The 24,462-nt window shown below is 65.1% G+C and carries 22 protein-coding genes; 12 read left to right on the plus strand and 10 right to left on the minus strand.

Going from position 1 to position 24,462, the window contains the following annotated elements:
• Positions 1-212 precede the first annotated feature (212 nt).
• Both A9O65_RS02685 and A9O65_RS02690 read left to right on the plus strand, forming a co-directional pair.
• Positions 213-434 carry a hypothetical protein gene (locus A9O65_RS02685; protein WP_064698136.1) on the plus strand — a complete coding sequence of 74 codons (222 nt, stop codon included), beginning with the start codon at positions 213-215 and terminating at the stop codon, positions 432-434.
• Positions 435-667: 233 nt separating this feature from the next.
• A complete protein-coding gene (locus tag A9O65_RS02690; protein ID WP_064698135.1) occupies positions 668-1,135 on the plus strand; it encodes an outer membrane lipoprotein in 468 nt (155 codons plus the stop codon).
• 71 nt (positions 1,136-1,206) lie between these two features.
• On the opposite strand, the gene A9O65_RS02695 is transcribed toward A9O65_RS02690, so the two are convergent.
• Positions 1,207-1,488 (minus strand): hypothetical protein, encoded by a 282-nt coding sequence (locus A9O65_RS02695; RefSeq protein ID WP_064701284.1) that lies wholly within the window; start codon positions 1,486-1,488, stop codon positions 1,207-1,209.
• Between the two features lie 206 nt (positions 1,489-1,694).
• Between A9O65_RS02695 and A9O65_RS02700 the strand changes: the two genes are divergently transcribed.
• Positions 1,695-2,177 (plus strand): FKBP-type peptidyl-prolyl cis-trans isomerase, encoded by a 483-nt coding sequence (locus A9O65_RS02700; RefSeq protein ID WP_064698133.1) that lies wholly within the window; start codon positions 1,695-1,697, stop codon positions 2,175-2,177.
• A 153-nt stretch (positions 2,178-2,330) separates the two neighbouring features.
• Here the strand turns inward: A9O65_RS02700 and A9O65_RS02705 are convergent, their stop codons facing one another.
• Positions 2,331-2,960, minus strand: coding sequence for a CDP-alcohol phosphatidyltransferase family protein (locus A9O65_RS02705; protein ID WP_064701285.1), 630 nt, complete (start codon positions 2,958-2,960; stop codon positions 2,331-2,333).
• A 26-nt stretch (positions 2,961-2,986) separates the two neighbouring features.
• Entirely contained in the window at positions 2,987-5,125 is a 2,139-nt protein-coding gene (locus tag A9O65_RS02710; RefSeq protein WP_064701286.1) for a dihydrolipoyl dehydrogenase family protein, read from the minus strand.
• Between the two features lie 163 nt (positions 5,126-5,288).
• On the opposite strand from A9O65_RS02710, the gene msrA reads away from it, so the two are divergent.
• A complete protein-coding gene (gene msrA, locus A9O65_RS02715; protein ID WP_064701287.1) occupies positions 5,289-5,903 on the plus strand; it encodes a peptide-methionine (S)-S-oxide reductase MsrA in 615 nt (204 codons plus the stop codon).
• Here the strand turns inward: msrA and A9O65_RS02720 are convergent.
• A complete protein-coding gene (locus A9O65_RS02720) occupies positions 5,825-7,132 on the minus strand; it encodes an MFS transporter (RefSeq protein ID WP_064701288.1) in 1,308 nt (435 codons plus the stop codon). The two genes, msrA and A9O65_RS02720, sit on opposite strands and share 79 nt — an antisense overlap.
• Before the next feature lie 87 nt (positions 7,133-7,219).
• On the opposite strand from A9O65_RS02720, the gene A9O65_RS02725 reads away from it, so the two are divergent.
• Complete coding sequence (locus A9O65_RS02725) at positions 7,220-8,098, plus strand: LysR family transcriptional regulator (protein WP_064698128.1); 879 nt, start codon at positions 7,220-7,222, stop codon at positions 8,096-8,098.
• Between the two features lie 7 nt (positions 8,099-8,105).
• Here the strand turns inward: A9O65_RS02725 and A9O65_RS02730 are convergent, their stop codons facing one another.
• Positions 8,106-8,747: a C40 family peptidase gene (locus A9O65_RS02730; RefSeq protein ID WP_249260640.1), complete on the minus strand. Its 642-nt coding sequence runs from the start codon at positions 8,745-8,747 to the stop codon at positions 8,106-8,108.
• A 293-nt stretch (positions 8,748-9,040) separates the two neighbouring features.
• Positions 9,041-11,500, minus strand: coding sequence for a DUF1266 domain-containing protein (locus A9O65_RS02735; RefSeq protein WP_064701340.1), 2,460 nt, complete (start codon positions 11,498-11,500; stop codon positions 9,041-9,043).
• Between the two features lie 207 nt (positions 11,501-11,707).
• On the opposite strand from A9O65_RS02735, the gene A9O65_RS02740 reads away from it, so the two are divergent.
• A complete protein-coding gene (locus A9O65_RS02740) occupies positions 11,708-13,153 on the plus strand; it encodes an NAD-dependent succinate-semialdehyde dehydrogenase (RefSeq protein ID WP_064701289.1) in 1,446 nt (481 codons plus the stop codon).
• A 33-nt stretch (positions 13,154-13,186) separates the two neighbouring features.
• Complete coding sequence (gene gabT, locus A9O65_RS02745) at positions 13,187-14,482, plus strand: 4-aminobutyrate--2-oxoglutarate transaminase (RefSeq protein ID WP_064698126.1); 1,296 nt, start codon at positions 13,187-13,189, stop codon at positions 14,480-14,482.
• 91 nt (positions 14,483-14,573) lie between these two features.
• Here gabT and A9O65_RS02750 read toward each other — a convergent pair whose 3' ends face one another.
• A complete protein-coding gene (locus A9O65_RS02750; protein WP_064698125.1) occupies positions 14,574-14,816 on the minus strand; it encodes a GlsB/YeaQ/YmgE family stress response membrane protein in 243 nt (80 codons plus the stop codon).
• A gap of 51 nt (positions 14,817-14,867) precedes the next feature.
• The gene (locus A9O65_RS02755; protein ID WP_064698615.1) at positions 14,868-15,413 is read right to left on the minus strand and encodes a DUF924 family protein; all 546 of its coding nucleotides are present in this window, start codon (positions 15,411-15,413) and stop codon (positions 14,868-14,870) included.
• A gap of 226 nt (positions 15,414-15,639) precedes the next feature.
• Between A9O65_RS02755 and A9O65_RS02760 the strand changes: the two genes are divergently transcribed.
• The 5 genes from A9O65_RS02760 (at position 15,640) to A9O65_RS02780 (ending at position 22,050) form a co-directional block, all read left to right on the plus strand.
• Complete coding sequence (locus A9O65_RS02760) at positions 15,640-17,235, plus strand: solute:sodium symporter family transporter (protein WP_064701290.1); 1,596 nt, start codon at positions 15,640-15,642, stop codon at positions 17,233-17,235.
• A gap of 155 nt (positions 17,236-17,390) precedes the next feature.
• Positions 17,391-18,416: a GlxA family transcriptional regulator gene (locus A9O65_RS02765; protein WP_064701291.1), complete on the plus strand. Its 1,026-nt coding sequence runs from the start codon at positions 17,391-17,393 to the stop codon at positions 18,414-18,416.
• Positions 18,407-19,576, plus strand: a complete 1,170-nt coding sequence (locus tag A9O65_RS02770) for an MFS transporter (RefSeq protein ID WP_064701292.1) — start codon at positions 18,407-18,409, stop codon at positions 19,574-19,576. The genes A9O65_RS02765 and A9O65_RS02770 overlap by 10 nt, the downstream gene beginning before the upstream one ends.
• 27 nt (positions 19,577-19,603) lie before the next feature.
• A complete protein-coding gene (locus A9O65_RS02775; protein ID WP_064698121.1) occupies positions 19,604-20,995 on the plus strand; it encodes a YcjX family GTP-binding protein in 1,392 nt (463 codons plus the stop codon).
• The gene (locus tag A9O65_RS02780; RefSeq protein WP_064698120.1) at positions 20,992-22,050 is read left to right on the plus strand and encodes a YcjF family protein; all 1,059 of its coding nucleotides are present in this window, start codon (positions 20,992-20,994) and stop codon (positions 22,048-22,050) included. Before A9O65_RS02775 ends, A9O65_RS02780 begins: the two co-directional genes overlap by 4 nt.
• 18 nt (positions 22,051-22,068) lie before the next feature.
• Here A9O65_RS02780 and A9O65_RS02785 read toward each other — a convergent pair whose 3' ends face one another.
• Together A9O65_RS02785 and A9O65_RS02790 are read right to left on the minus strand one after the other, a co-directional pair.
• On the minus strand, positions 22,069-23,307 hold the full coding sequence (locus A9O65_RS02785; protein WP_064701293.1) for a YbiU family protein: 1,239 nt from the start codon (positions 23,305-23,307) through the stop codon (positions 22,069-22,071).
• Positions 23,308-23,320: 13 nt separating this feature from the next.
• Positions 23,321-24,442 (minus strand): ABC transporter ATP-binding protein, encoded by a 1,122-nt coding sequence (locus A9O65_RS02790; RefSeq protein ID WP_064701294.1) that lies wholly within the window; start codon positions 24,440-24,442, stop codon positions 23,321-23,323.
• Between the last annotated feature and the right edge of the window lie 20 nt (positions 24,443-24,462).

A 24,462-nucleotide genomic window follows, 5' to 3' on the forward strand; every position in this document is an offset into this window, starting at 1 on the left:
ACTCTGCCCTGAGCTACGAACCACGGCGCTTTCATTGATGATCCAGGCGCCAGAGGCGATGGTCTTCCACGCTTGTGACCATTTCGCAACTGCAGCATCGGGCGCTTACCCGGCCCGACATGAGTAGCAAGACACGACCATGTCATCACGGATGGCGAACTCGCTCGAGACGCCACCCAGTCAGTGGATGACCCTATCAAGAGGTGTTACACATGAACTGCATCGAACTGAGCCAACAAGCCGACCTCATGGCCAGCACGTTCAGCAAGCAGGACCTCGCCAAACTGGTGCTGGCCCTGAAGGGGAATCGAGAGTCTCTGCAACACGCCGTCAAGGTCATCGATACCATCGACAATCGAGTGGGCTACTCGCTCGACGATGCCTGGGATGAGGTCCTCTCCGGCGATGCCCAACCGCTGCACGAGGAAGAGTGAAGGCGCCTTCCCATTCATCGCAAGACGTCAAGACGCCCATCCCGGCCCGACGGCGGGGTGGGCGTCTTGACGAAGATGCCGACCACCGAAACGCACGACTTCGCCGGCCGCTGGTCAAATTCATACCTCCGAGATAGACTCGGAGACGAATCCATTCATCGTTTGCCGTTTCCCGACAGCAGGTTATCGGCCAACGCCGCCGTCACGCACGCCATTTGGCAAGGAGGTCACACATGAAGCGTCTTCTTCCCGTACTTGTCCTGAGCACCCTCACGCTCGCCGGTTGCGCCAACACATCGCCCTACTCGGGCAATGTCTACTCCGGCAACCAGGCGAAATCCGCCCAGGAGGTTACCCTGGGTACCATCACGGCCATCCGCCCAGTGCAGATCCAGGCCGACAGCCGCGCCGGCGGCCTGCTCGGCAGTGGTGGTGGCGCCATCATCGGCGGCCTGCTCGGCAACCAGATCGGCGGCGGTTCCGGACGCCAGCTCGCCACGGCAGCCGGCGCCATCGGCGGTGCCGTGGCCGGCACCAAGATCGAGGAGTCTTCCAACCGGATCAATGCAATGGAGCTCGAGATTCGCAAGAACAACGGCGAGCAGGTCGTCGTCGTGCAGAAAGCGGATCAGAACTTCCAGGTCGGTCAACAAGTACGCCTGATCGGCACTGGCCGCAACGTCAGCGTGGCGCCCTACTGAACCAACCTCGCGGCATACGAAAAAGGGCCCGCCACAATGGCGGGCCCTTTTTCGTCAACCATCACGCGGCGTCAGTGAAAATCGACCTTTTTCATTGCCCAGCAGACCAGCTTGCCACCGACCAGGGCCAGCAGGGCAATGATCAACAGCGTCAGCAGCATGTCCACGGGGCTTACGATCGCGGTCGCACCCAGCACCGCAATGGCGGGGCACCAGACCCAGCGATCGTCCTCGCTGCGCAGGATATCGGGCAGCAGCTTGTCCAGAACGCCACTGACGGAAGCCTCCCAGCGTTTCAGGCACAGCATGAGGATCACGGCGAAGGCGATCACCCAGATCAAGGTCACGAGCATGACGTTCTCCACAACAGGTCGGGAAGAGCGGGAAAATTCTGTGTCCAAAGGGTATCCCCGCCCGCCACGCCACGCAACCGGCGGCCCACGACGTGAATACGACTCAGGCGCACGCACGATAACCTGAAAAATCGCCAGTGCCACTGACAGAACCTGAGATCCCACGTTACCATGCTATCTTACATGCACTCACCAAAGGTTCATCAATGCAGATTGCGCAAAATTCGGTTGTCGCGTTTCACTACACCCTGACCAACGATGCAGGTGAAGTGCTGGACAGCTCAGAGGGTCGTGAGCCGCTGACCTATCTCCATGGCGCCGGCAACATCATTCCGGGCCTCGAGAAGGAAATGGAAGGTCGTGCCGCTGGCGACAAGCTCCAGGCCCAGGTCAAGCCGGAGGAAGGCTACGGCGAAGTGCAGCCGCAGCTGGTGCAGGAAGTCCCGAGGGATGCATTCCAGGGCGTCGAGAACGTGGAACCCGGCATGCAGTTCCAGGCCCAGACCCAGGGTGGACCGCTGATGGTCACCGTGACCAAGGTCGAAGGCGACACTGTCACCGTCGATGGTAACCATCCGCTGGCCGGCCAGCAGCTGAACTTCGACGTCGAGATCGCCGAGGTCCGCGAGGCCACTCAGGAAGAAATCGAACATGGCCATGTGCATGGCGAGGGCGACCAGGAGCACTGAGTGCTTGCCCCGCCGGGCCGATGGTTCGATATCGGGAGCGACCGACGGGTCGCTCCCTTTTTGTATCCCCTTCCGCCTTTCCCTCTATTCCCTGCTTGGCATCCTCGTGTCGTGCCCCTTTGCTGACCTCCCGGCGCCGGCCCGCTGACGGCATCAGCTTCCTTTCCCGGACAACACCGCCAGGGTCCGATACCCGCCCCACAGTCGCGTCGCGGTCGTGACGAGACAAGCCACGGCAAACAGGGTCGCCAGCACCGGAAATTGCCCGGGCCACAGGCAGAAGGCCACCAGCGCCAGCACCGTCTCGGTGCCCTCGGTCAAGCCATGCAGATAATAGAAAGCCTTGCGCTGGAAGCGGGGTCTCTCCAGTTCATGGCGAGCAGCCATGATCGCGAAGGCCAGAAAGGACGTCCCGGTCCCGATGAACGAGAACAACAGGAAAGCGCCAGGCAGCGCATTGACTGCGGGATCGGCCAGCACGAAGCCCAGCACTACCGCCGCATAGAAAACGAAATCGAGACCGATGTCGAGAAAGCCGCCGGCATCGCTGGCACTGCCGGTCAGCCGCGCCAGCGCGCCATCCAGGCCATCCCCCAGTCGGTTGAGCAGAATCATCGCCAAGGCCGCCGGATAGGCCTCCCACGCCAGCAGCGGCAACGCCAGCATGCCGATCACGAAGGCTGCCAGCGTCACCTGATCAGGCTGCACGCTGGAACGTGCCAAGCGCTCCGCCATCCAGCGCAAGGGGGTCTGGGTCAACGGCATGGTCCAGCGATCGAGCATGCTTCCTCCTTGCTGCAATGGATATCTCAGCGACGTCGCCAGGCGAAATAGCGGCCGAGCCAGGCAATCACCCGCTCCGGCTTGTGGGCGTTCTTCCAGGCCCCGGCCGTGGCTTTCACTGCCTCGGAGCGGGTCGGATAGGGATGCACGGTGCCGAGCAGCTTGTCGAGGCCAATACCGTGCGTCATCGCCAGGGTGAATTCGGCCAGCATTTCGCCGGCCCCATGCCCGACGATGGTCACGCCCAGGATGCGGTCCTTGCCCGGCGTCGTGAGCACCTTGACGAAGCCTTCGCGGCGTCCATCGGCGATGGCACGATCCAGTTCGTCCAATCCATAGCGCGTCACCTCATGCGCCAGGCCGCGTGCCTGCGCCTCGCGCTCGTTGAGCCCCACCCGTGCCACCTCAGGGTCGGTGAAGGTCACCGCCGGCAATGCCCGATAACTGACCCGAAAACGCCGGAACTCACCGAACAGGGCATTGACCGCAGCATGCCAGGCTTGATGGGCACTGGCATGCGTCAGTTGATAGGGGCCGGCCACGTCACCGCAGGCCCAGACATTGGGCAAGACCGAGCGCAATGTCTCGTCCACCGACAAGGTGCCATCCTCTCGCAACTCGACGCCCAGCGCCTCCAATCCCAGGCCGGAAACCTCGGCGCGTCGCCCCACTGCCACCAGCAGTCGATCGAATGTCAACGTCTCGACGCGCCCTCCACTCTCAACCTCCAGGGCATGGCCGCCCCCCTGCTCCACCACTTGCCGCGCCAGCGTTCCGAGCCGAACCTCGACGCCCTCCTCGACCAATCGAGCCACCAGCGCATCTGACACTTCGTCGTCTTCCTTCGGCAGCAGCCGCTCGCCGCTCTCGATCAGGATGACCCGGCTGCCCAGCCGCGCGAAACTCTGACCAAACTCGCAACCGATGGGGCCGCCACCGAGAATCACCAGACGAGCCGGCAGCGACTCGAGCGACCAGAGATTGTCCGATGTCAGCACATCGAGACGCTCGATGCCCGGCAGCGATGGTATGCGAGGCCGTGCACCAGTGGCGATGATGACATGCCGTGTGGTGATCAGCCGCTCGCCCACCCGAACCCGCCAGGGATCCTCGAGGCGGGCCTCGCCCTCGACCACCTCGACCCCAAGGCCTTCATAGCGCTCGCGGCTGTCATGCGGCGCCACCGTCTCGACGGCCCGGTGCACATGGGCCATTACCTCGGCGAAGTCCACTTCCGGCTCACCGACTCGCACCCCATAGCGCGACGCATCCCGCGCCTCCGCGACCACCCGGGCAGCCCGGATCAAGGCCTTGGACGGCACGCACCCGGTATGCAGGCAATCGCCACCCATGCGCTCGCGTTCGACCAGGGCAACCCGCGCCCCGACAGCCGAGGCGATGTAGCTCGCCACCAGGCCCGCCGAACCACCGCCGATCACCACGATATCCTGCTCGAAAGCGGACGGCCGAGCGAAGCGCCGATTCAGCCGGCGACGCTCGACGCATGACACCAGCATCCTGGCGAGCCAAGGGAATATACCGATCAGCACGAAAGCCCCGATCAAGGTCGGCGAGAGGATGCCCGACAAGGACGTCAGTTCCCCGAGTTCACGGCCCGCATTCACGTAGACCGCCGTGCCGGGCAGCATGCCGAGCTGGCTGACCCAGTAGAAGGTGACCAGACGCATGCGCGTCAGCCCCATCACCAGGTTGATGACGAAAAACGGGAACAACGGAATCAGCCGCAGCGTGAAGAGATAAAAGGCGCCCTCCCGCTGGATACCGGCATTGATGCGCTCCAGTTGCCGGGCAAAGCGTCGTTCCAGCGGCTCCCGGGCCAAGGTTCGCGCGATCAATGCCGCCAGGGTCGCCCCCAGGCTGCTGGCAAAGGAAATGATCACCAGTCCCCAGCCCAGGCCGAACAGCGCACCGCCCAGCAACGTCAGCAACGCAGCGCCCGGCAACGAGAGTGCGGCCATGACCACATAGAGGGCGAAGAAAGCCCCCACCGCGGTGACGGGCCTGGCCTCGAACCAGGCATGAAAACGCGCCTGCTGGGACTTGATCACGTCCAGGCTCAGGTACTGATCGGCACCGCTCACGAAAAAGGCCACGATGGCCACGACGATCACCGCCAGCAGCAACAGGCGACGCTTGTTGGTCAAGATAGCCTCCGAACGCCCGGATTCACGCCGATGACACCCTGGACGATAGACATAACGATGGCTCCCCCTGGACAGGGGGTATACGGAACCCTGACATCATATGGGCATCGAATCCACAAGACACCCGACTTTTCTGCCATGCCCCCGCCCGAGGAACCTCATCATGCCAATCCCGTCGCGACTCTCGTCGCTGCTGCTGATCGCCGGCTTCGCCTCACCCGTCGTGGCCGACGACACCGATACGGCCAACGCCGTCTTTGCGGCTGGCTGCTTCTGGTGCGTCGAGGAAGCCTACGACAAGGTCGAAGGCGTGGTGTCCACCACTTCGGGCTTCAGCGGCGGCGAGGTGGCCAATCCCAGCTATGACCAGGTGGTCGCCGGCGGCACCGGCCACGCCGAGGCGGTCAAGGTCGAATACGACCCCGAGCGAGTGGATTATGCCACCCTGCTGCACGTCTTCTGGCGCAATGTCGATCCATTCGCCGAAGACCGGCAATTCTGCGACGAGGGGCCTTCCTATCGCAGCGCTCTTTTCCCGATGGATGCCGAACAACGGCAACTGGCCGAGGCCAGTCGACAGGCAGTGGCCGAACGCTTCGATCGTGAGGTCGCCACCGAGATCAGCGACTTCGAAGCCTTCTACCCGGCCGAGACCTACCATCAGAATTTCTACGACAAGAACCCCCTGCGCTACCAGTTCTACAAGTCAGCCTGCGGACGCTCGGAGCGCCTCGAGGAAATCTGGGGCGACGAGGCTGAAGCCAGCACACCTCCCTGAACCGTGCCTCCGGCCCGGGCCGGCTCGTTCACGGCCGCCCGACGGCGTTCACCGCGGCGCAGCCAACAGGCGATCGCGAAAGTGCCGGCCAGCACCAGCCAAGACCCCAGCACCACGCCCATCCACTCCCCCAGCCACCAGAAAGGCTCCAGCCAGAAGCCTCCCAGGCTCGCCCCAGTGTAATAGAACACCAGATACAAGGCCGAGGCACTGCCCCGGTCCTGCTCTGCGTGACGCCCCACCCAGCTCGATGCCATCGAATGGGCCAGGAAGAAACCGAAGGCATTGACAGTCAGGCCCGCCAGGATCAAGGGCAGCCGATCGGCCAGCGTCACGGCCGTGCCCAGCATCAGCAACAGGATGCCGAAGGCCATGCAGGCAGGCTGGGAAAGCGAACGCGAAAGACGACCGGAAAGGGCCGAGCCAAAGGTTCCGCTGAGATACGTCAGGAACAGCAGGCCAAGCCATTTTTCCCCCAGCTCGAAGGGAGGCTGTGCCAACCGGAAGGTGATGTAGCTGTATTGATTGATGAAGATCAGGAAATTCAGCCCACCCAGTAGATAGGCGCCCACCAGCATGGGATTGCGCAGATGGGCTGCCAACCCGGCCCGTGCCTCGCGCAAGCGAAAACGGCGCGCCTGGAAGCATCGTGCCGGCGGCAGCAGGCGCCAGAACACGACGACCCCGACCAGCGTCAGGCACCCTACCGTGAGGAAACTGGCCGAGATGCCGCCCACCTCGGCCACCGTGCCGCCGATCATGCGCCCGCCGATACCTCCCAGGGTATTGGCACCGATATACAGCCCAACGGCCGACAACAGGGCAGGCTTTTCGAACTCATCTCCCATCCAGGCGATGGCCACCGCCGGCAGCCCACCGAGCACGAACCCCTGCACGGCACGCAGGACCAGCAAGAGCTCGAAGTTCGGCGCAAGCGCCGCTACGCAGGCCAGCACCACCGACAGCAATCCAGCCAGCAGCAACGTCAGACGCATGATGCCCGCACGCCCGATGGCATCCGACAAGGGGCCGAAGACCAGCAGCGCCGCGGCCAGGGACAGCGTCGAGACGGACATCGCCAGGCTGGCAACGAGCGTCGAGATGCCATATGCCTCACGCATCAACGGCAGCAACGGCTGCGGGACATAGAGATTGAGAAACACCAGCAAGGATCCCAGGCACAAGGCCAGGGTCGCGCGCCACCAGGCACGGCTACGAACGACGATCATGACTACCTCCGGCTTGGGTGGCCATGATCATCCGGTTACCATGATAAGCCAAACAGAATATTCTGATGGCATCCATCACCAAGACTTATGAACCTGCCCTTCGACCTTCGCGCCCTGCGGATTTTCCTGACCGTCGTCGACCAAAGCGGTTTCGGGGCCGCCGCCCGTGAACTGCACATTGCCCAGTCGGCGGTGAGTCAATCCATTGCCAACCTGGAGCGTCGTCTCGAGCTGACCCTGTTCCATCGCCACGAGCGCCGCATTACCCTCACGCCAGAGGGCGAAGCACTGGTCGACCATGCCCGCCAGTTGCTAGAGCGCGCCGAAACCACCCACCTTGCCATGCGCGAGCTGCACGACCTGGTAAAGGGCGAGGTCCGCATCGGCATTCCCTCGATGCTCGGATCCTATTATTTCCCGCCCTTGCTGATGGGCTTCAAGGCACGGCATCCCGGCATCCGGCTAACCGTGGTGGAAGCCGGCGCGCGACGCTTGCAGCACATGATCGCCAGTGGCGAGCTGGACCTGGGCGTGGTCATCGATGACGGTGCCAGCCGGCACCTGGCCAGGCGCCACCTGACACGAGAGGAAATGGTCGTCTGCGTGCCTCGGGAACACCCCTTCGCCGAACACGACGCCGTGACGCCCGAAGCGTTCTTCGCCGAGCCGCTGGTGCTGTTCCAGGACGGCTACTTCCATCGCGAATTCATCGATGCCTTGTCGGCGCGTTGCGCCACCGAAGCGAACATCGCCTTCGAATCGAACCTGATTCCATTGACCAAGGCGATCGTACGCCGCGGCTTCGGCATCACCACCTTCCTGCGGCGCGTCGTGGAGGAACCCGAACTGGTGGCTGTCTCCTTCGACCCACCGAGCTGGATGGATCTGTCGCTGGCCTGGGCCGAAGGCGCCTACCTGTCCCGGGCGGAACAGGCCTTCGTCGACTTCGTGGTCGCCAACCGCTAGGCAGCCTTCACCCTTCGCTGGAGGCGATCACGCTGCTGTCGAGACGCTGCGCCAGATGCTGGGTATCCAGGGCTCGCCGACTCTGCCAGTAATAGCGCTGCCAGTACGGGTTATCCAGGGAGGAGAGTTTGACACCCCGAGATGTCGAGGCATGCAGGAAGCGACCGTCGCCAACATAGATGCCCACATGACGATAGGCCCCGGGAGGACGGAAGAACACCAGGTCGCCGGGGCGCAGCTCGTCACGCGACACGCGACGCCCCTCATGGATCTGGCGAGCCGTGGTGCGTGGTATCTCGAGGCGAAAGGTATCGGCAAAGATATTCTGCACCAGCGCCGAACAGTCGACGCCACGACGCGAGGTGCCGCCCAATCGATAGGGCGTGCCCAGCCAGCGCTCGTGCTGGGCCAGCAGAGCCTGGCGGATCAGGGTGGGAGGCGGATTGCCCAGTTGTCGTGCCTGCCGGATGGGATTGTCCGCCGGCGACATCATCGGGCCATACCCCTCGGGCAACCCCGGCAGATCGCGAGCGAAGTAGTTGTCCACCGGCTCGTCCGGCGACGAGGAACCTCCCGAGGCGGCACAGCCCGCCAGCATGACACACGACAACGCTACGGAAACGAGGCGACGCGACGTCGGGTTGATCATCCCTGTTCCCTCACCCTGTCAGACTCCCTTGATGGTGCGCTTGGCTTGCCGAGTCTCGTGCGACCCGGCCCGGAACCGGCCATCCGGCATTGCACATCGGCCCATGGCCCGGGTTCACCGCCCGGGAAGCCATCGTTGTGGTATTGCCAACTTTCTCGGTACCGCCGATGCCCGATCGGATTCGATCATGCGCGGATGGACTTATAGCGTCTCAGAATAGACATTTTTTGCATAATAGCCAAGAACAACGACTTATACATGCCAGTATTTAACAATTTTTCGCCGACGGACGATCAATGCAGCAATCGCTCGTCTCCCGGCAGGGTATCCACATGCATCGGCGCCCAATGGCGCGGACGCGCACCGGGAAAATCCAGACTCGCCCAAGGCCCCGCCAGCGGCGGCGCGGCGGCGAGCCAGCTCGCCAGGGCCTGGCGAAAGCCGCCCAGAAAGGCCTCGCGCTCGGGGGTCTCCCCCATGAAGAAGGAAAAACCGGCATAGAGGCCTCGCGCGTACTCCTCCCAGCCCCCGTAATGACTGGCCGCCAGGGCATGGGCGCGTCGCAGCCGGGACAGGAAGTCTGCCTCGCCCAGCCAGTCCAGCTGCCGACCGGCAATGGCAAGATCCACTGCCTGGGCCAGATCCCAGGCCGTCAGGTCCAGATCGTTGCAGCCATCCTCGTTGTCCCGCACGCGCTTCAGGCGCAACAGGTGATTACGCTCCTCCTCTCCGCATTCATCGCTTTCCAGGGTCGCGATCTCCGAGGCAAGGCGCGCCGGATTGAGGGTATAAGGCGCATAGTTGATCTGGTACTCCTGACGATCCCCGACCTCCAGCAGGTAATCGATGAATTCCGCCAGACCTTCGGGACCATTCACGGCGTAGTGGCCGTCCACCCACTCCCGTATCGAAGCACATTCGCGTTCGCTCTCCGGCTGCGGCAGGCTCCAGATGGCACTGTTGAGCGGACCGACCAGGGCCATGGCAGTGAATTGGCTGAGTCCCGGGCGCGGCCCCGGTTCACGCCACGCGCCACCCCGCCAGTCGAGCCAGTGAAAAAGACTACCCGGATCGTCACGATGCCAGAGGATCTCCGCCGTCAGGGACGGCTGCTCGGGCTCGGGCAACAAGGCCTCCCACTGCGCCCAGGCCGACAACAAGCGGCGGGCATCGGGATAGAAGCGGCACAAGGAGCCCTGCAGCGCCGCCGCCAGTTCCGCCAGGTCGGAGCGCTCGAACCACTCGCTGTCCATGGCCATCTGCAGATGGAACGCAAATTTCTCCGCCATGTGGATGGTCGCGGCATGACGGCTGGCACGCCCCAGGGCATCGCGCCCGGCCAGGTCGTCACCCGCGACCTGACCGAAGGGCGTTCTCGATGACGGCAATGCGCCGTGGGCTGCATCCGCCGCGAGTTGATTGAGGTGATGGGCCTGGGCCGGCAACCAGTAACGGGCCAGCGCCTCCACGCCTTCATCGGCATGCAGGTCAAGGGTTTCAGCCAGGTAGCCTCGCGCGTCTTCGCGCCGCGCCGGCGACAGGCTCGGCGCCACCCCCTGGCGCATCGCCAGCTCGGGTTCCCGCACCGCTGCCAGCGCCAGGATCCAATGGCGCGGGTCGCGACGCCAGTCGCGTATGCGCGCTCGCGCGGCGTCCAGCAAGTCGGCATCGATCAGTTCCTGCAGGACCGGCTTCCAGGGACTCGCCGGGGCATGCAGGAGCAGTCGCCAATCGGCCTCGAAGTCGCCCAGGAGATCCCGTCCCTCGAACAGGCTCCGCCCCCGCTGATAGGCCCGGGCAAGCGCCAGCCAATCGCTGTAGCGGCACAGGATGAGATCCGCGCCGTGCAAGGCGATGTCCCGGGCTTCGTCGTCGGCCAGCCAGCCGAGGCAGGCCCCGGCCCAGGCCAGGTCGATCAGCCGCAACCAGTCCCAGGCGGCCCATTCCAGTAGCTCGCCCCTTTCCACGAATTCCAGCAGGACACGACCGGCCTCACGATCGCGCGGCGCCAGACCGGCGTGCCAGCGCCGACGCGCCTCCGCATCGGCCTCGCGCAGCCGGTTGGCATCCAGATCCCAGGCCTGCCGATCGCCCTGGGCACCCAGCCACAAGAGCACCCGTATCAGCTCATCACGCCCCGTCACCTGCCAGGCCTCGGCCAGCCAGGCCTCGAGACCCTGCCAGTCCAGCGTGCTCGCCGAGGCTTCCAGGATCGGGCTGAAGGCGGCCCGCAGCCGCCACACCCGCGCTTCGGGCTCGTCCGGCCACAATGCCAATGCCTGTCGATTGGCAAGCAGCCAGTCACGCAGCATTTCCCAGGTCACGCCGTCGCCATCCCTCTCCAGAGTGGCCAAGGCCTCGCAGGCGTCGGCGAAACCGTCGTCACCGTGTACCCAGCCTTCATCGTTCCGCGCACGACGCAACGCTGCCAGCCAATCCTCCAGGCTGACATGGTGGGCATGCACTTCCTCGGCCAGGCGTTGGCCCCACTGCCGGGCCCGAGACTCGCTCAACCACCCAGCCGCCCCAGCCAAGGCCGCCACTTCCAGACCAGCCAGCAGCCGGGCCGGATCGGGATGAGCGCTGTCCAGCGCCTCCAGCAGGCGCCAACCAAGCTCCCCCCGGTCGACGACCTCGAGGCTCGCCAGGCGAGAGCGCGCCACTTCCGGCTCGAGCGCAAGAGGATCAGGCGCGAAGGCCCAACCGCACAACACCAGTTGCTGGGCCCACCAGGCATTCAAGGGATCGACCAAGGCACACCTCGCCATACGTCAGGTTCGGGGAACGCACGACGCGCCCCTGTGAATTCGGCGACACAGTGTAACGGAAACCGGGCGTCGCGCCGATGCTCGACTTCCCTGCCAGAAAGATCGCCTCGGGAAAGACGACGCGGGGCTTGGCGAGATGTTTTAAATAATGCACACTCGTCAAACAAGATAGTCATCCAAGCGAGTCTTCCCATGAACGCCGATATCCCGTTGCTCATCGACAAGGCCTACGTAGCCGGCCAGTGGCGCGATGCCGAACGTCGCTTCGCCGTCACCGATCCCGCCACCGGCGAGACGCTGGCCAACATTCCCGATCTCGATGCCGAGGACGCTCGCCAGGCCGTGGCTGCCGCCGAGACGGCCTGGCGCGACTGGCGACGCAAGACCGCCAAGGAACGTGCCTCCCTGCTGCGCGCCTGGTTCGACCTTATCATGGCCAATCAGGATGCCCTCGCCCGGCTGATGACCCGCGAGCAAGGCAAACCCCTGGCCGAATCCCGCGGCGAAGTCGCCTATGGCGCCAGCTTCGTCGAATTCTATGCCGAGCAGGCCAAGCGCATGGCCGGCGAGACCTTGCCCGGCCATGGCGCCGACAAGCGCCTTCTGGTGCTGCGCGAGCCGGTCGGCGTCGTGGCCGCCATCACGCCCTGGAACTTTCCCCTGGCGATGATCACCCGCAAGTGCGCCCCAGCGCTGGCCGCCGGTTGCACAGTGGTGATCAAGCCCGCCGAAGCGACTCCGCTGACCGCCCTGGCCATGGCACAACTGGCCGAGGAAGCCGGCATCCCCGCAGGTGTCATCAATGTGGTGACCGCGGCCCGCCCCGCCGAGATCGGTGAGGTGCTCACCACCGACCCGCGGGTGCGCAAGGTCTCCTTCACCGGCTCCACGGCCGTGGGCAAGCAGTTGCTGGCCCAATGTGCCGGCACGGTCAAGAAGACCTCCATGGAACTCGGCGGCAATGCTCCCTTCATCGTCTTCGACGATGCCGACCTGGATGCTGCCGTGGAAGGGGCCGTGGCCTCCAAGTTCCGCAACTCGGGCCAGACCTGCGTGTGCACCAATCGCCTGCTGGTGCAGTCCGGTGTCTACGACGCCTTCCTCGACAAGCTGGCCACCCGCGTCGCCGAGCTCCAGGTCGGCAACGGCCTGGAGGAAGGCGTCTCCCAGGGCCCGTTGATCAACGAGGCCGCCGTGGACAAGGTGCGCGAGCACATCGCCGATGCCCTCGACAAGGGCGGCCGACTGATCTGCGGCGGCCAGCCCCATGAGCTGGGTGGCACCTTCTTCCAGCCCACGGTGATCGGCGAGGTCGACGAGCGCATGCGCGTGGCCACCGAGGAAACCTTCGGTCCACTGGCGCCAGTGTTCCGCTTCGACACCGAAGAGGACGCCATCGCCATGGCCAATGCCACGGAATTCGGCCTGGCCGCCTACTTCTATGCCAACGACTATCGCCGTATCTGGCGTGTCATGGAAGCCCTGGAATATGGCATGGTGGCGGTCAACGAGGGGCTCCTGTCCACCGAGCTGGCGCCCTTCGGCGGCGTCAAGGAATCCGGGCTGGGACGCGAAGGGTCGCACCACGGTCTGGATGAATACACTGAACTAAAATACGTCTGTGTCGGCGGCTTGTAATCGCCTTCTTAATTCCGATCCCAGGAGACAGCCATGAACAACGCCCAGCTCAATGAACTCAAGCAGCGCTATGTCGCCAGCGGTGCCGCCAGCCCCGCCACGGCATTCGCCGATCGCGCCGAGAACGCCGAGATCTGGGATGCCGACGGCAACCGCTTCATCGATTTCGCCGGTGGCATCGGCGTGCTCAACATCGGCCATCGCCATCCCAAGGTGGTCGAGGCCGTCAAGGCACAGCTGGACCGCGTGATGCACACCTGCCAGACGGTGATGCCCTATGAAGGCTACGTGAAGGTGGCCGAAAAGCTCAGCCAGGTCACGCCGGTACGCGGCCATGCCAAGGTCATGCTAGCCAACTCCGGCGCCGAGGCGCTGGAGAATGCCGTCAAGGTCGCACGCGCCGCCACCGGCAAGAACAACGTGATCTGCTTCGACGGCGGCTATCACGGCCGTACCTTCATGACCATGGCCATGAACGGCAAGGTGGCTCCCTACGCCACCGATTTCGGCACCATGCCGGGCAATGTCTTCCGCGCGCCCTTCCCCGTGCCCTACCACGGTGTCAGCGAGGACGAAGCCCTGCGCGGCCTGAAGATGGCGCTCAAGACCGACGCCAACCCCAAGGACACCGCGGCCATCGTGCTCGAGCCGGTGCTCGGCGAAGGCGGCTTCTATCCGGCCCCGCCCAGCTTCCTCAAGGCGATCCGCGAGATCTGTGACGAACACGGCATCCTGATGATCATCGACGAGGTACAGTCCGGCTTCGGGCGTACCGGCAAGCTGTTCGCCATCGAGCACAGCGGCGTCGAGCCCGACATCATGACCATGGCCAAGAGCATGGCCGACGGCATGCCGATCTCTGCTGTGGTCGGCACCGACAAGGTAATGGACGCCTCCGGCGGCAACTCCCTGGGCGGCACCTACACCGGCAGCCCGGTATCCTGCGCGGCGACCCTGGCAGTGCTCGAGGTCTTCGAGCAGGAAAACATCCTCGAGAAGAGCCAGGCCCTGGGCGACAAGCTGGCCAGCCGCTTCGCCACCTGGCAGCGTGACTTCGCCTGTATCGACAACGCCCGCAACATGGGCGCCATGGCCGCCTTCGACGTGGTCGCCGACAAGACCTCGCATGCCCCGGACGCCGATCTGGCCGGCGCGCTGTGCAAGAAGGCGCGCGAGAAAGGCCTGATCCTGCTGTCCTGCGGCATGTACGGCAACACCATTCGCTTCCTGATGCCGGTGACCATCGAGGACGCGATCCTTGAGGAAGGCCTGGACATCATCGAGTCCTGCCTGAAGGAACTGGCCGGCCAGCAGGCCGCTACCGCCTGAGGCATTACCTGGCCCGGAGAGATTACCTGCCCCGAAAAACGAAGCGCCGCCCATGAGGGCGGCGCTTTTTCATGCCGGCCAGCTACCGACGTCAGGCTTTCCTGACCTTGGCGATGACCCATAGCAGGACCACAGCACCCACCACGGCGGTCACCAGCGAACCGATGAAACCGCCGGAAGACAGGCCCAGCAAGCTGAACAGGAAACCGCCGACCACCGCGCCGACGATGCCCACGCCGATGTTGCCCAGCAGTCCGAAACCGCCGCCACGCATGATGTTGCCGGCGATCCAGCCCGCCAGTCCTCCGATGATCAACCATGCAATGATACTCATGCCGTTCTCCTTTCCGGTTGGTGGCGTCAATGATGTTGCCTTGCCGGGATGTCAGAAGGAAGACCCCGGCTGTTCGAGAAATGCCAGTTCCTCGGGCGTCGACTGCCTCCCCAGGATGGCATTGCGATGCGGATAACGCCCGAAACGCTCGAGAATCTCGCAATGGCGGTGCTCGAAGTACAGGCTGCGTTCCAGGCCGGGTTGATCGAACAGGCGCAGCGCTTCATCGTGTATGGCCCGCGATTCACTGTGCATGTACGGCATATAGAGGAAGGCGCGTTCCCCGGGCTCGAGTGCCTGATCATCGCCTCGGGCCACCGCCTCCTGGGCCAGGACCAGGGCGACGGGATCGGCGGCGAAGGCCTGCGCCGTATCGCGGTGGATATTGCGCGAGAACTGATCGAGTACGACCACTTCGGCCAGCCGGCCCCGGGGCGTCTCACGCCAATGCCAAAGCTCACCTCGCAACGCGGCCGCGAGCGTGTCGGCGAAGTGTCCGGCGATCTCGGCATCCAGGGTCGAATCCTTGCGAAACCACTGTGATGGCTCCAGCGTCTCGAACCAGAAGACCAGCACCCGCTCGGGTCCTTCCTGCATCGTCATCTTGTCCCTCCTGCCTCACGACCTCCTGATCCGTCATCCAGCTTAGCAGCTCGCCGTCATCGACAAGGAAGGCAACCCCGGAAGCATACTAGACGAAAGGCGTATGGCGTATGCTTTCAAGGCTCCTAAACTCCCTGCGTCGCTGTAAATTTACGAAATTTGACTTCGCAAGGCGCGAGCGACACGGCAATAAACCCCGATGATTACGGAATCTTCTGACATGCATGCCTTGACACTCGCTTCCTTCCTGTTCTTTACGGGTCTGGTGGCCTTCATCACTTGGCGGATCACCCGCCGCGACGATCACAAGAGCACCAACGGGCTCTTCCTGGCCGGTCGCAGCCTGACCTTTCCATTGATTGCCGGCTCGCTGTTGATGACCAACCTCTCCACCGAGCAGATGGTCGGGCTCAATGGCTCTGCCTTCAGCGATGGTCTGAGCGTGATGGCATGGGAAGTGGTCGCCGTCATCGCCCTGGTGCTGCTGGCGCTGTTTTTCCTGCCGCGCTTTTTGCGCAGTGGCATCGCCACCGTGCCGCAACTGCTGGAAATCCGTTTCGACAAGGCCACCCAACGCATCACCAACGTGATCTTCCTGCTCGCCTATGCGGTGATCCTGCTGCCGATCATCCTCTATTCGGGGGCCATGGGGCTGCAAGGCATGCTCGATCTGCATGGCCTGACGGGCATCCAGTCCGATACCACCCTGCTGTGGCTGACCGTCTGGCTGGTCGGGCTGATCGGCTCGCTCTACGCCCTGTTCGGCGGCCTGCGCACCGTTGCCGTGTCCGATACGCTCAATGGTATCGGCCTGCTGGTCGGCGGCTTCGTCATCGTCTATTTCGGCTTGCAGGCCATCAGCGACGGTAGCGGTATCATGGCCGGCTGGGAGACGCTCAAGCAGACTCACCCCGACAAGCTGAACTCCATCGGCGGTGCCGAGCAGCAGGTGCCCTTCTTCACCTTGTTCACCGGCGTCTTTCTGATCAACGTCTTCTACTGGACCACCAACCAGCAGATCATCCAGCGTACCTTTGCCGCCAAGAATCTCGCCGAGGGCCAGAAGGGCGTGCTGCTGACCGGGTTCTTCAAGCTGCTCGGCCCCATCTACCTGGTCCTGCCCGGCATCATCGCCTATCACCTCTATGCCGACCAGGGCATCAAGGCCGACGAGGCCTATGGCCACCTGGTGTTCAACGTGCTGCCGCCCTACCTGACTGGCTTTTTCGCCGCGGTAATGGTCGGCGCCATCCTGTCGTCCTTCAACTCGGCCCTGAACAGTACCACCACCCTGTTCAGCCTCGGCTTCTACAAGGGGGTGCTGAACAAGGACGCCAGCGAGGCGCAGGTGGTGCGCGCCAGCAAGATCTTCGGCTGGATCATGGCCGTCATCGCCATGACCATCGCGCCGCTACTGGCCGGCCAGGAAAGCCTGTTCGGCTACCTGCAGAAGATGAATGCCATCTACTTCATCCCGATCCTGGCGGTGGTGCTGGTCGGCCTGCTGACACGCCGGGTGCCGGCCATGGCCGCCAAGATCGCTCTGGTCGGTGGCTGCTTGCTGATCTTCGCCGGCTACTTCATCCCGCCATTCGACAAGCTGCCCCAGGTCATGCATGAGTTCCACTTCGTCGCCGCCGTCTTCGTGCTGCTGGTGGTGGTCATGCTGGTCATCGGCAAGCTGCGTCCCCGCCCCGATGCCTGGGTGCACGAAGACAGTGGCGAAGTCGACCTCACGCCCTGGAAGGGCGCGGTACCTGTCGGCATCGTCCTGGTGATCCTGGTCGTCATCATGTACGCCGCCTTCGCCGGCTGACACCACCACGACCTCGAACGACCCGACGCCCCGCCTTCATGCGGGGCGTCGTCGTTTTTGGCACGACCATGTCCTTATCGGTGGGATATCCGTCATTGTGGACATCACCTACCTTCGCCAGACTCAAGCCACTGCGTCACATTTCGGAGTTGCCCATGACATCCTCACCGCCCCATGCACGTCGCGTGGTGCTGCTCGCCTATCCCGACTGCCAGGTGCTCGATGTCGCCGGCCCCTGGCAGGTCTTCGCCAGCGCCAACACCCTCGCTGGCCGGTCGCTGTACGAACTCAACCTGGTCGCCCGTTCTCCTGGCACCCTGGTCACCAACGGCGGCCTGACGATGATGGCCGGGCTCGACTGGCAGGGGTTGGAGGCACTCGGCACGCCGGATACCTTGCTGGTCGCCGGCGGCAGTGGCGTCTTCCACCAATGCCGACAGCGCTATCACATCGATGGATTGCGCGAGCTCGCGCCCGACATCCGACGGCTGGGGGCCATCTGTACCGGCGCCTTCCTGCTGGCGGAAGCCGGGCTGCTGGATGATCGCCAGGCCACCACCCATTGGCGACACTGCGCGGCCCTGGCTCGAACCTACCCACGACTTCACGTCGTTCCCGACGCCCTCTACGTCGAAGACCGAGGACGCTACACCAGCGCCGGCGTCACCGCCGGCATCGACCTGGCTCTCTCACTGGTCGAGGCCGATCACGGCGCGGCCCTGGCAGGCCAGGTCGCCCGCGAACTGGTAATGTTCCTGCATCGCCCCGGCGGCCAGGCTCAGTTCAGCGAAGCGCTCTTGAATCAGCAACGCGCCACCGGTCGCTTGCGGGAACTGCTCGACCGGTTGCATGCCGACCCCGCCGCCGATCATGATCTCGAGAGCATGGCGGCGTACCTGTCCGTCACGCCTCGCCACCTTTCACGCCTCTTCCGGCGCCACCTGGATACCACGCCCGGCGCCTACCTGACGCGGCTGCGTCTGGAAGGGGCGCGAATGCACCTGCTCGATGCCCGCGCCACGCCTTCACTCGACCGATTGGCCGCCCAATGGCGGTTGGGACGCGCCGAACAATTACGGCGCCTCTTCCACCGCCAGTACGGCGTCTCGCCATCGGTCTATCGCCAACGCTTCGGTACCCACTCCGACACGACACTCGCCGAGGAGGCTCCATGCCCCTGACCGTATCCCTGCTCTCGCTCTGCCAGGCCCTGCTGGTGAGCGGCAATATCCTCTTGATCGCCGTCTCGCCGCTGATCGGCGCCCAGCTCGCCCCGGCTCCCGCCTGGTCCACCGCCCCGGTGGCAACCCAATGGCTGGGGCTGATGTGCGCCACTATTCCGGCGTCCCTGATCATGGCCAGGCTGGGCCGCCGACGAGGCTTCGTGCTCGGCAACCTGATGGGCATAACCGGCGCGGCCCTCGCTGTCTTGGCCCTGCACGCGCAACGCTTCGACCTGTTCCTGGTCGCCACCTGGCTGATCGGCATCGGCATCGGCTTCGGTCAGCTCTATCGCTTCGCCGCCGTCGAGGCCGCGCCCGAAGGCGGGCGCGACCGCGCCATCGGCCTGGTGATGGGTGGCGGCGTGCTGGCGGCCTTCTTCGGTCCCTGGCTGGCACGGCACAGCCATAGCCTGGCCGATACGCCCTACCTGGGCAGCTTCATCGGCCTCGGTGTACTCTATCTCTGTGCCTTGGTATTGCTTGCCTTCGTGCGCATGCCCGCCGGCACCCACGACACCACCACCGGCGAGCAGCGCCCGCTGGGCGAGATCGTGCGTCAGCCGGTCTTCGTGCTGGCAGTAGTCAGCGCCATGATCGGCTACGGCGTGATGAACCTGGCCATGACCGCCACGCCGCTGGCGATGGCCGAGGCCGGCCACGATTTCAACCATGTCTCGACCACCATCCAGTGGCACGTGGTGGCCATGTTCCTGCCATCCTTCGTGACCGGCCGCCTGACGGCCCGCTTTGGCGCCTCGCGCATGATCGTCTGCGGCTGCCTGCTACTGATCGCCAGCGCCCTGACCGCCCAGCTCGATGCTGGACTGGCCGGCTTCTATGCAGGCCTGGTGCTGCTCGGCGTGGGCTGGAACTTCACCTTCCTGCCGGCCACTGGCCTGCTCACCGAAGCGCACGGCCCCGCCGAGAAGGCCCGCACCCAGGCCGCCAACGAATTCCTGGTATTCTCCACCGTAGCCATCACCGCCCTGCTGGCAGGCCCGGCAGTCTCCAGCCTTGGTTGGCCGCTGCTCAATGTGGTGTTGATCCCGCTGTGCGCCGTGCCACTGGTGCTGCTCGGTCTTGCCTTCCGCGTCCATCGCCCACAAATTAGAGGCTGACGACATGGACGCCAGGCGGACTCTTGAATGCCCCAGGATTTGACACGCGACCTGCAGGACCTGATCGAACGCGGCCGTGACCGACAGCTCCGACTGGCGGTCACCGGGCTTTCACGCGCCGGCAAGACCGCCTTTCTCACCTCGCTGGTCGACCAGCTCCGCCACGCCGGCCTCGAGGCACGACTGGACCTTCTGGCCGCCGCCCGCGAGCAGCGCTTGCTCGGTGCCCAGCGCGTCTCCCAGCAGGACCTCGGCGTGCCGCGCTTTCCCTATGACCAGGCGATGCAGGCCCTCGACGGCGATCCCCCGAGCTGGCCGACGCCGACCCGCGGCATCAGCGAGTTGCGCCTGAAGATCCGCTACCGCCGTGCCCATGCCAACTGGTGGCGCGGCCACACCGCGGAACTGACGCTCGACCTGTTCGACTATCCGGGCGAATGGCTGCTCGACCTGCCGCTGCTCGATCACGACTTCGCCGGTTGGAGCCGCACGCAATGCGAGGGCGACGGGCCTGCCCGGCGAGCGCTGTTCGCCGATTGGCATGCCGCCATCGCAGATCTCGACCCGGCCAGCGAGGTCGATGAAACACGCCTCGCCGAACTGTCCGAACGCTATGCCGAGGGACTGCGTGCCGCTCGCGAGGCCGGCTTCTCCGACCTGCAGCCCGGTCGTTTTCTGCTGCCCGGCGAGCTGGCCGGGGCACCGGTGCTGCAGTTCTTCCCCCTGCCCGGCCTCGACGACTGGACTACCGAGGCCCTGGCGGCCCTGCCCGACACCAGCCTATACGCCACCCTGGCGCGCCGCTTCGCTTACTATCAGCAGCACATCGTGCGCCCCTTCTATCGTAATCACTTCCGGCGTTTCGACCGCCAGATCGTGCTCATCGACGTGCTCGGCGCGCTCAATGCCGGCCCGGAACGTTTCGAGGACCTGTCGCGCGCCCTGTCCCGGTTGATGCAGAGCTTCGACTACGGCCAGCGCAGCCTGCTGTCGCGTCTTTTCACGCCGCGAATCGACCGGCTGGCCATTGCCGCCACCAAGGCCGACCACGTCACTCCCGAACAGCATGTCCGGCTAGTGGCCTTGCTCGAGGCCCTGCTGGTCGAGCCCCTCAAGGACCTGCGCTTCGCCAATGTGCCCGTCAAGGCACTTTCCCTGGCCTCGGTGCGCGCCACCGAGGTTCGCGAGGTCACACGCCAGGGGCGGACGATACCGGCCCTGCGCGGCACCGACCTGGACGGCGACGCCGTGCTGACCTTTCCCGGCGAAGTGCCGACGCGTCTGCCCGATGCCGACTTCTGGTCGCGCCAGGGCTTCGACTTCACGGCCTTTCGGCCCCTGCCGCGGGAGCCCGGCCCCCTGCCGCACATTCGCATGGATGCCGCCCTCGACTGGCTGATCGGAGACAAGCTGACATGAACGATGCCTCTCACCGGGACACATCGGATCCCCGCCCGAGTCAGCGGTTCGAGACCGAGACACCCTCGCGCGCGCCGGATCCGGCACCGGCCCACCGCTTCGATAGTGACCAGGCCAGCCGCGCCCTGACGCCGAGCGACGAACCGGACGATCACCTTCACCCGGATCCTTCGGCGCACCTCGGCCGGCCGCGCAAACGCCGCTGGGGATTGCTCGGCGTACTCGCCGGCGCGCTGGGCCTCGGCGCGGCCGAGTTCGTCACCGGTCTGCCCGCCAGCCTGGCCGACGGCGACTGGCTGACCACCGGCTGGCAGTTGCTAGGGCTCGGTGTCGTGGGCCTGGGCGGCCTGGCAATCCTGCGTGAACTCTGGCGCCTGCGCCGGCTCGGCCGCCACAACCGCCTGCGCGAAGCGCTGACTCACTTGCCCGAGTGCTCACCCGAGCGGGCCATGACCCTGGCACGACATCTCAAGACCCAGCTCGACCTGCATGACGACCATCCCCATTGGCAGGCCTTTCTTGCCGCCCGCGAGCCACATCACGACGGCCAGGATCTCGCTCCGCTGCTCGCCCACTACCTGCTCGCCCCGCGCGATCGCGAGGCCCGGCGGTTGATATCGCGCATGAGCGGCGAAACCGCCGTCATGGTGGCGGTCTCGCCGCTGACGCTGGTCGACATGGGCCTGGTCGCCTGGCGCCACCTGGCCATGATCGACCGGCTCTGTCGTCTCTACGGCCTGGAGCTCGGCTACGCTGCCCGGATCAGCCTGCTGCGCGACGTGCTGCGGCAGATGGCCTTCGCCGGCGCCACGGAACTGGCCAGTGATGCCAGCATGCAGATGCTCTCGCTGGACCTCGCCGGGCGTCTTTCTACCCGAGCCGCCCAGGGACTCGGCGTCGGCCTGCTGGGCGCGCGACTCGGGCTGCGCACCCAGCGCCTGACCCGACCGCTGGCGTTCGATGAGGCCGAGCGCCCTCGCCTGACCGATCTGCGCCGGGAACTCTGGCAGCAGTTGCGCCGCCTCGAGGACAAGGACAAGCCTGGGGCTCGATGAGCCGCAAAGACTGGTGCCTCATCTTCCCATCTGCTGGCACCCCAGGGCGCTCAGGTCCTCGGGGCACCCCCGACCAGTGAAGTCGACCTCGAAATCGTCCGGCGCGAAATCGGGCGGTGTGCGCCCCTCGACGAAGGCCTGCCACTGGCCCGGCAGGTAGGCCGCGTTCTTGTCACACCAGGGTGCGGCCCCGATGTACATGACGTTGCTGTCGTACTCGCCCGTGTGCTCGGGATCCACGGCATGCACCACATCACAGTGCCACCAGATGGTGTCGCCGGGATCGAGATCGGGAATCGGCGTCAGCGCCTCCAGCAGCGGCGCGTGCCAATGGGGATCGATCGAAAGCGCACGACCGGGCCGGGCGCCGCACAGGTCATCTTCCGGCACATCGTCCTGCAAAGCGCGCAGCAACAGGTAACTCATCACGTTGGCGATGGGGATCAGGTTCAGAGTGCCGGCGCCCGAGCGTTGCGGCGTCAGTGCCGTCCAGCCCTGGAAGGTCCGGAACATCGAGCACACCGCCGGCGAGGCGATCTCGCGCACCCGCGTGCGCCCCAAGCCCGCAAAGGGGTCGAAGCGCTCGGGCACGCCACGAAAGACATGGCGATAGACATACCGAAAGCCGTCGTCGAGCCAGCGCTCCACCGAGCCACCATCGACGTGCGGCGACAGCCCCAGGCTGCCCGAGCCCGGGGGCCGGCGGCGCAGCCGGTCGGCATAGCTGGCCAGATGACCGGCATCGAATTCTTCGCCGGCATCCCACAGGCGATTGAGAAACACCTGGACGTCACGCAGCCGCGCGTCCTGGCGCGCCTGCACCTGGGGCAATGACCAGTAGACGCCGTAGATCTGCGGCTTGCCCTGCTCGAGCTCGCCGAAATAGGGGTCGTCGGCGGCATTCGCCAGACGTTCCATGAAGCGATTGCGCTCGAGGTAATCACCGATCTGCGCGTTCCAGCGCTGTGCGCGCTCGGCCGGGAAGACCCCGGCGACGGCACAGGCACCGCGCTGGCGAATGTGCTGTCGATCGGCCTCGGAGAGACGGCCGGCGATGATGTCATCGGCCGCGAAGCGGGGAATCGGGTGCTCGCCGGCGGCGCGTTCCACCCTGATGCGTTCGACCTGCGCCAGGATGTCGTCCCGGGCGCGCTCGAAGGCGCCACGGTAATCCGGCAGGTCGCGTTTCAGGCGCTGCTTCGTGTCACGAATCGTCGCGCGGAGCGTATCGGCAGGGTCGGTACATTCTCGTGTCATGGCGGCTTCCCCCTCAGGCAAGGCGAGCGTCGGTGTCGGCATCGAACAGTACGGCGCGTCGCATGTCGACACGCAGGCCGAGCCGTTCACCCGATGCGATCCGGCAGTCCGGGCCCACCCGGGCGGTGATCTCGGTGGCGCCGAGCGGCAGGCGCAGCAGGATATCGGCACCGGTGGGCTCGACCACGCTGACCCTGGCCGAGAGCAGCGTGCCCTCGGCCCGGTCGCCCAGGCGGGTGTCCTCCTCGGCGAAGTGTTCGGGGCGCAGGCCGAGCGTCACTGTCTGCCCGACGCGTTCGGCCAACATCGGTGTCTCTCGAGATTCCGGCCACGGCAGCGTCAACGCCGCCTCGCCCTCGGTGGCGATATGCAATCGATACGCCCCGGGCTCGCCGTCCAGCCGCGCGTCGATGAAGTTCATCGACGGCGAGCCCATGAAGCCCGCCACGTACTTGTCCACCGGGTCGTTGTAGACCTCATCCGGCGTGCCCAGCTGCAGGATTCGGCCATCGCGCATCACGGCAATGCTGTCGGCCAGGGTCATGGCTTCGATCTGATCGTGGGTCACATAGACGATGGTGGTGCCCAGCCGTTGGTGGAGTTTCTTGATCTCGGTGCGCATCTCGACGCGCAGCTTGGCGTCCAGGTTGGAGAGCGGCTCGTCGAAGAGATAGATCTGCGGTTCCCGCGCCAGGGCGCGCCCCATGGCCACGCGCTGACGCTGGCCACCGGAAAGCTGCGCCGGCTTGCGATCCAGCAGGTGCGAGATCTGCAGCAGATCGGCGACCCGTTCCACGGCAGCCTCACGCTCGGCCTTGGGCACCTTGCGCATCTCCAGGCCAAAGGCGATATTGCCGCGCACCGTCATGCTCGGATAGAGCGCATAGGACTGAAAGACCATGGCGATGTCGCGCTCGGCGGGGGTTCGCCAGGTGATGTCGTCGCCGCCGACCAGGATACGCCCCGACGTGACCGGCTCCAGGCCGGCGATGGCATTCATCAGGGTCGACTTGCCGCACCCTGAAGGTCCCACCAGGATCAGGAACTCCCCGGAGTCGATGGCCAGGCTGACCTCCTCGAGCACCCGGGTCGTACCGAAATCCTTGCAGACATTGTCGATTTCCAGAGCTGACATGGTAGCTACCTCGTTATTAT

This window comes from Halomonas caseinilytica (assembly GCF_001662305.1).
GTDB classification, from domain to species: domain Bacteria; phylum Pseudomonadota; class Gammaproteobacteria; order Pseudomonadales; family Halomonadaceae; genus Halomonas; species Halomonas caseinilytica.

Coding starts and splice junctions, on each gene's coding strand:
- gabT (WP_064698126.1), top strand. CDS start 13,187: ATGAACAACGCCCAGCTCAATGAACTCAAGCAGCGCTATGTCGCCAGC.
- A9O65_RS02775 (WP_064698121.1), top strand. CDS start 19,604: ATGCCCCAGGATTTGACACGCGACCTGCAGGACCTGATCGAACGCGGC.
- A9O65_RS02760 (WP_064701290.1), top strand. CDS start 15,640: ATGCATGCCTTGACACTCGCTTCCTTCCTGTTCTTTACGGGTCTGGTG.
- A9O65_RS02725 (WP_064698128.1), top strand. CDS start 7,220: ATGAACCTGCCCTTCGACCTTCGCGCCCTGCGGATTTTCCTGACCGTC.
- A9O65_RS02705 (WP_064701285.1), bottom strand. CDS start 2,960: ATGCTCGATCGCTGGACCATGCCGTTGACCCAGACCCCCTTGCGCTGG.
- A9O65_RS02755 (WP_064698615.1), bottom strand. CDS start 15,413: ATGCAGGAAGGACCCGAGCGGGTGCTGGTCTTCTGGTTCGAGACGCTG.
- A9O65_RS02730 (WP_249260640.1), bottom strand. CDS start 8,747: ATGATCAACCCGACGTCGCGTCGCCTCGTTTCCGTAGCGTTGTCGTGT.
- A9O65_RS02770 (WP_064701292.1), top strand. CDS start 18,407: ATGCCCCTGACCGTATCCCTGCTCTCGCTCTGCCAGGCCCTGCTGGTG.
- A9O65_RS02765 (WP_064701291.1), top strand. CDS start 17,391: ATGACATCCTCACCGCCCCATGCACGTCGCGTGGTGCTGCTCGCCTAT.
- A9O65_RS02685 (WP_064698136.1), top strand. CDS start 213: ATGAACTGCATCGAACTGAGCCAACAAGCCGACCTCATGGCCAGCACG.
- A9O65_RS02690 (WP_064698135.1), top strand. CDS start 668: ATGAAGCGTCTTCTTCCCGTACTTGTCCTGAGCACCCTCACGCTCGCC.
- A9O65_RS02695 (WP_064701284.1), bottom strand. CDS start 1,488: ATGCTCGTGACCTTGATCTGGGTGATCGCCTTCGCCGTGATCCTCATG.
- A9O65_RS02700 (WP_064698133.1), top strand. CDS start 1,695: ATGCAGATTGCGCAAAATTCGGTTGTCGCGTTTCACTACACCCTGACC.
- A9O65_RS02780 (WP_064698120.1), top strand. CDS start 20,992: ATGAACGATGCCTCTCACCGGGACACATCGGATCCCCGCCCGAGTCAG.
- A9O65_RS02785 (WP_064701293.1), bottom strand. CDS start 23,307: ATGACACGAGAATGTACCGACCCTGCCGATACGCTCCGCGCGACGATT.
- A9O65_RS02720 (WP_064701288.1), bottom strand. CDS start 7,132: ATGATCGTCGTTCGTAGCCGTGCCTGGTGGCGCGCGACCCTGGCCTTG.
- msrA (WP_064701287.1), top strand. CDS start 5,289: ATGCCAATCCCGTCGCGACTCTCGTCGCTGCTGCTGATCGCCGGCTTC.
- A9O65_RS02740 (WP_064701289.1), top strand. CDS start 11,708: ATGAACGCCGATATCCCGTTGCTCATCGACAAGGCCTACGTAGCCGGC.
- A9O65_RS02790 (WP_064701294.1), bottom strand. CDS start 24,442: ATGTCAGCTCTGGAAATCGACAATGTCTGCAAGGATTTCGGTACGACC.
- A9O65_RS02750 (WP_064698125.1), bottom strand. CDS start 14,816: ATGAGTATCATTGCATGGTTGATCATCGGAGGACTGGCGGGCTGGATC.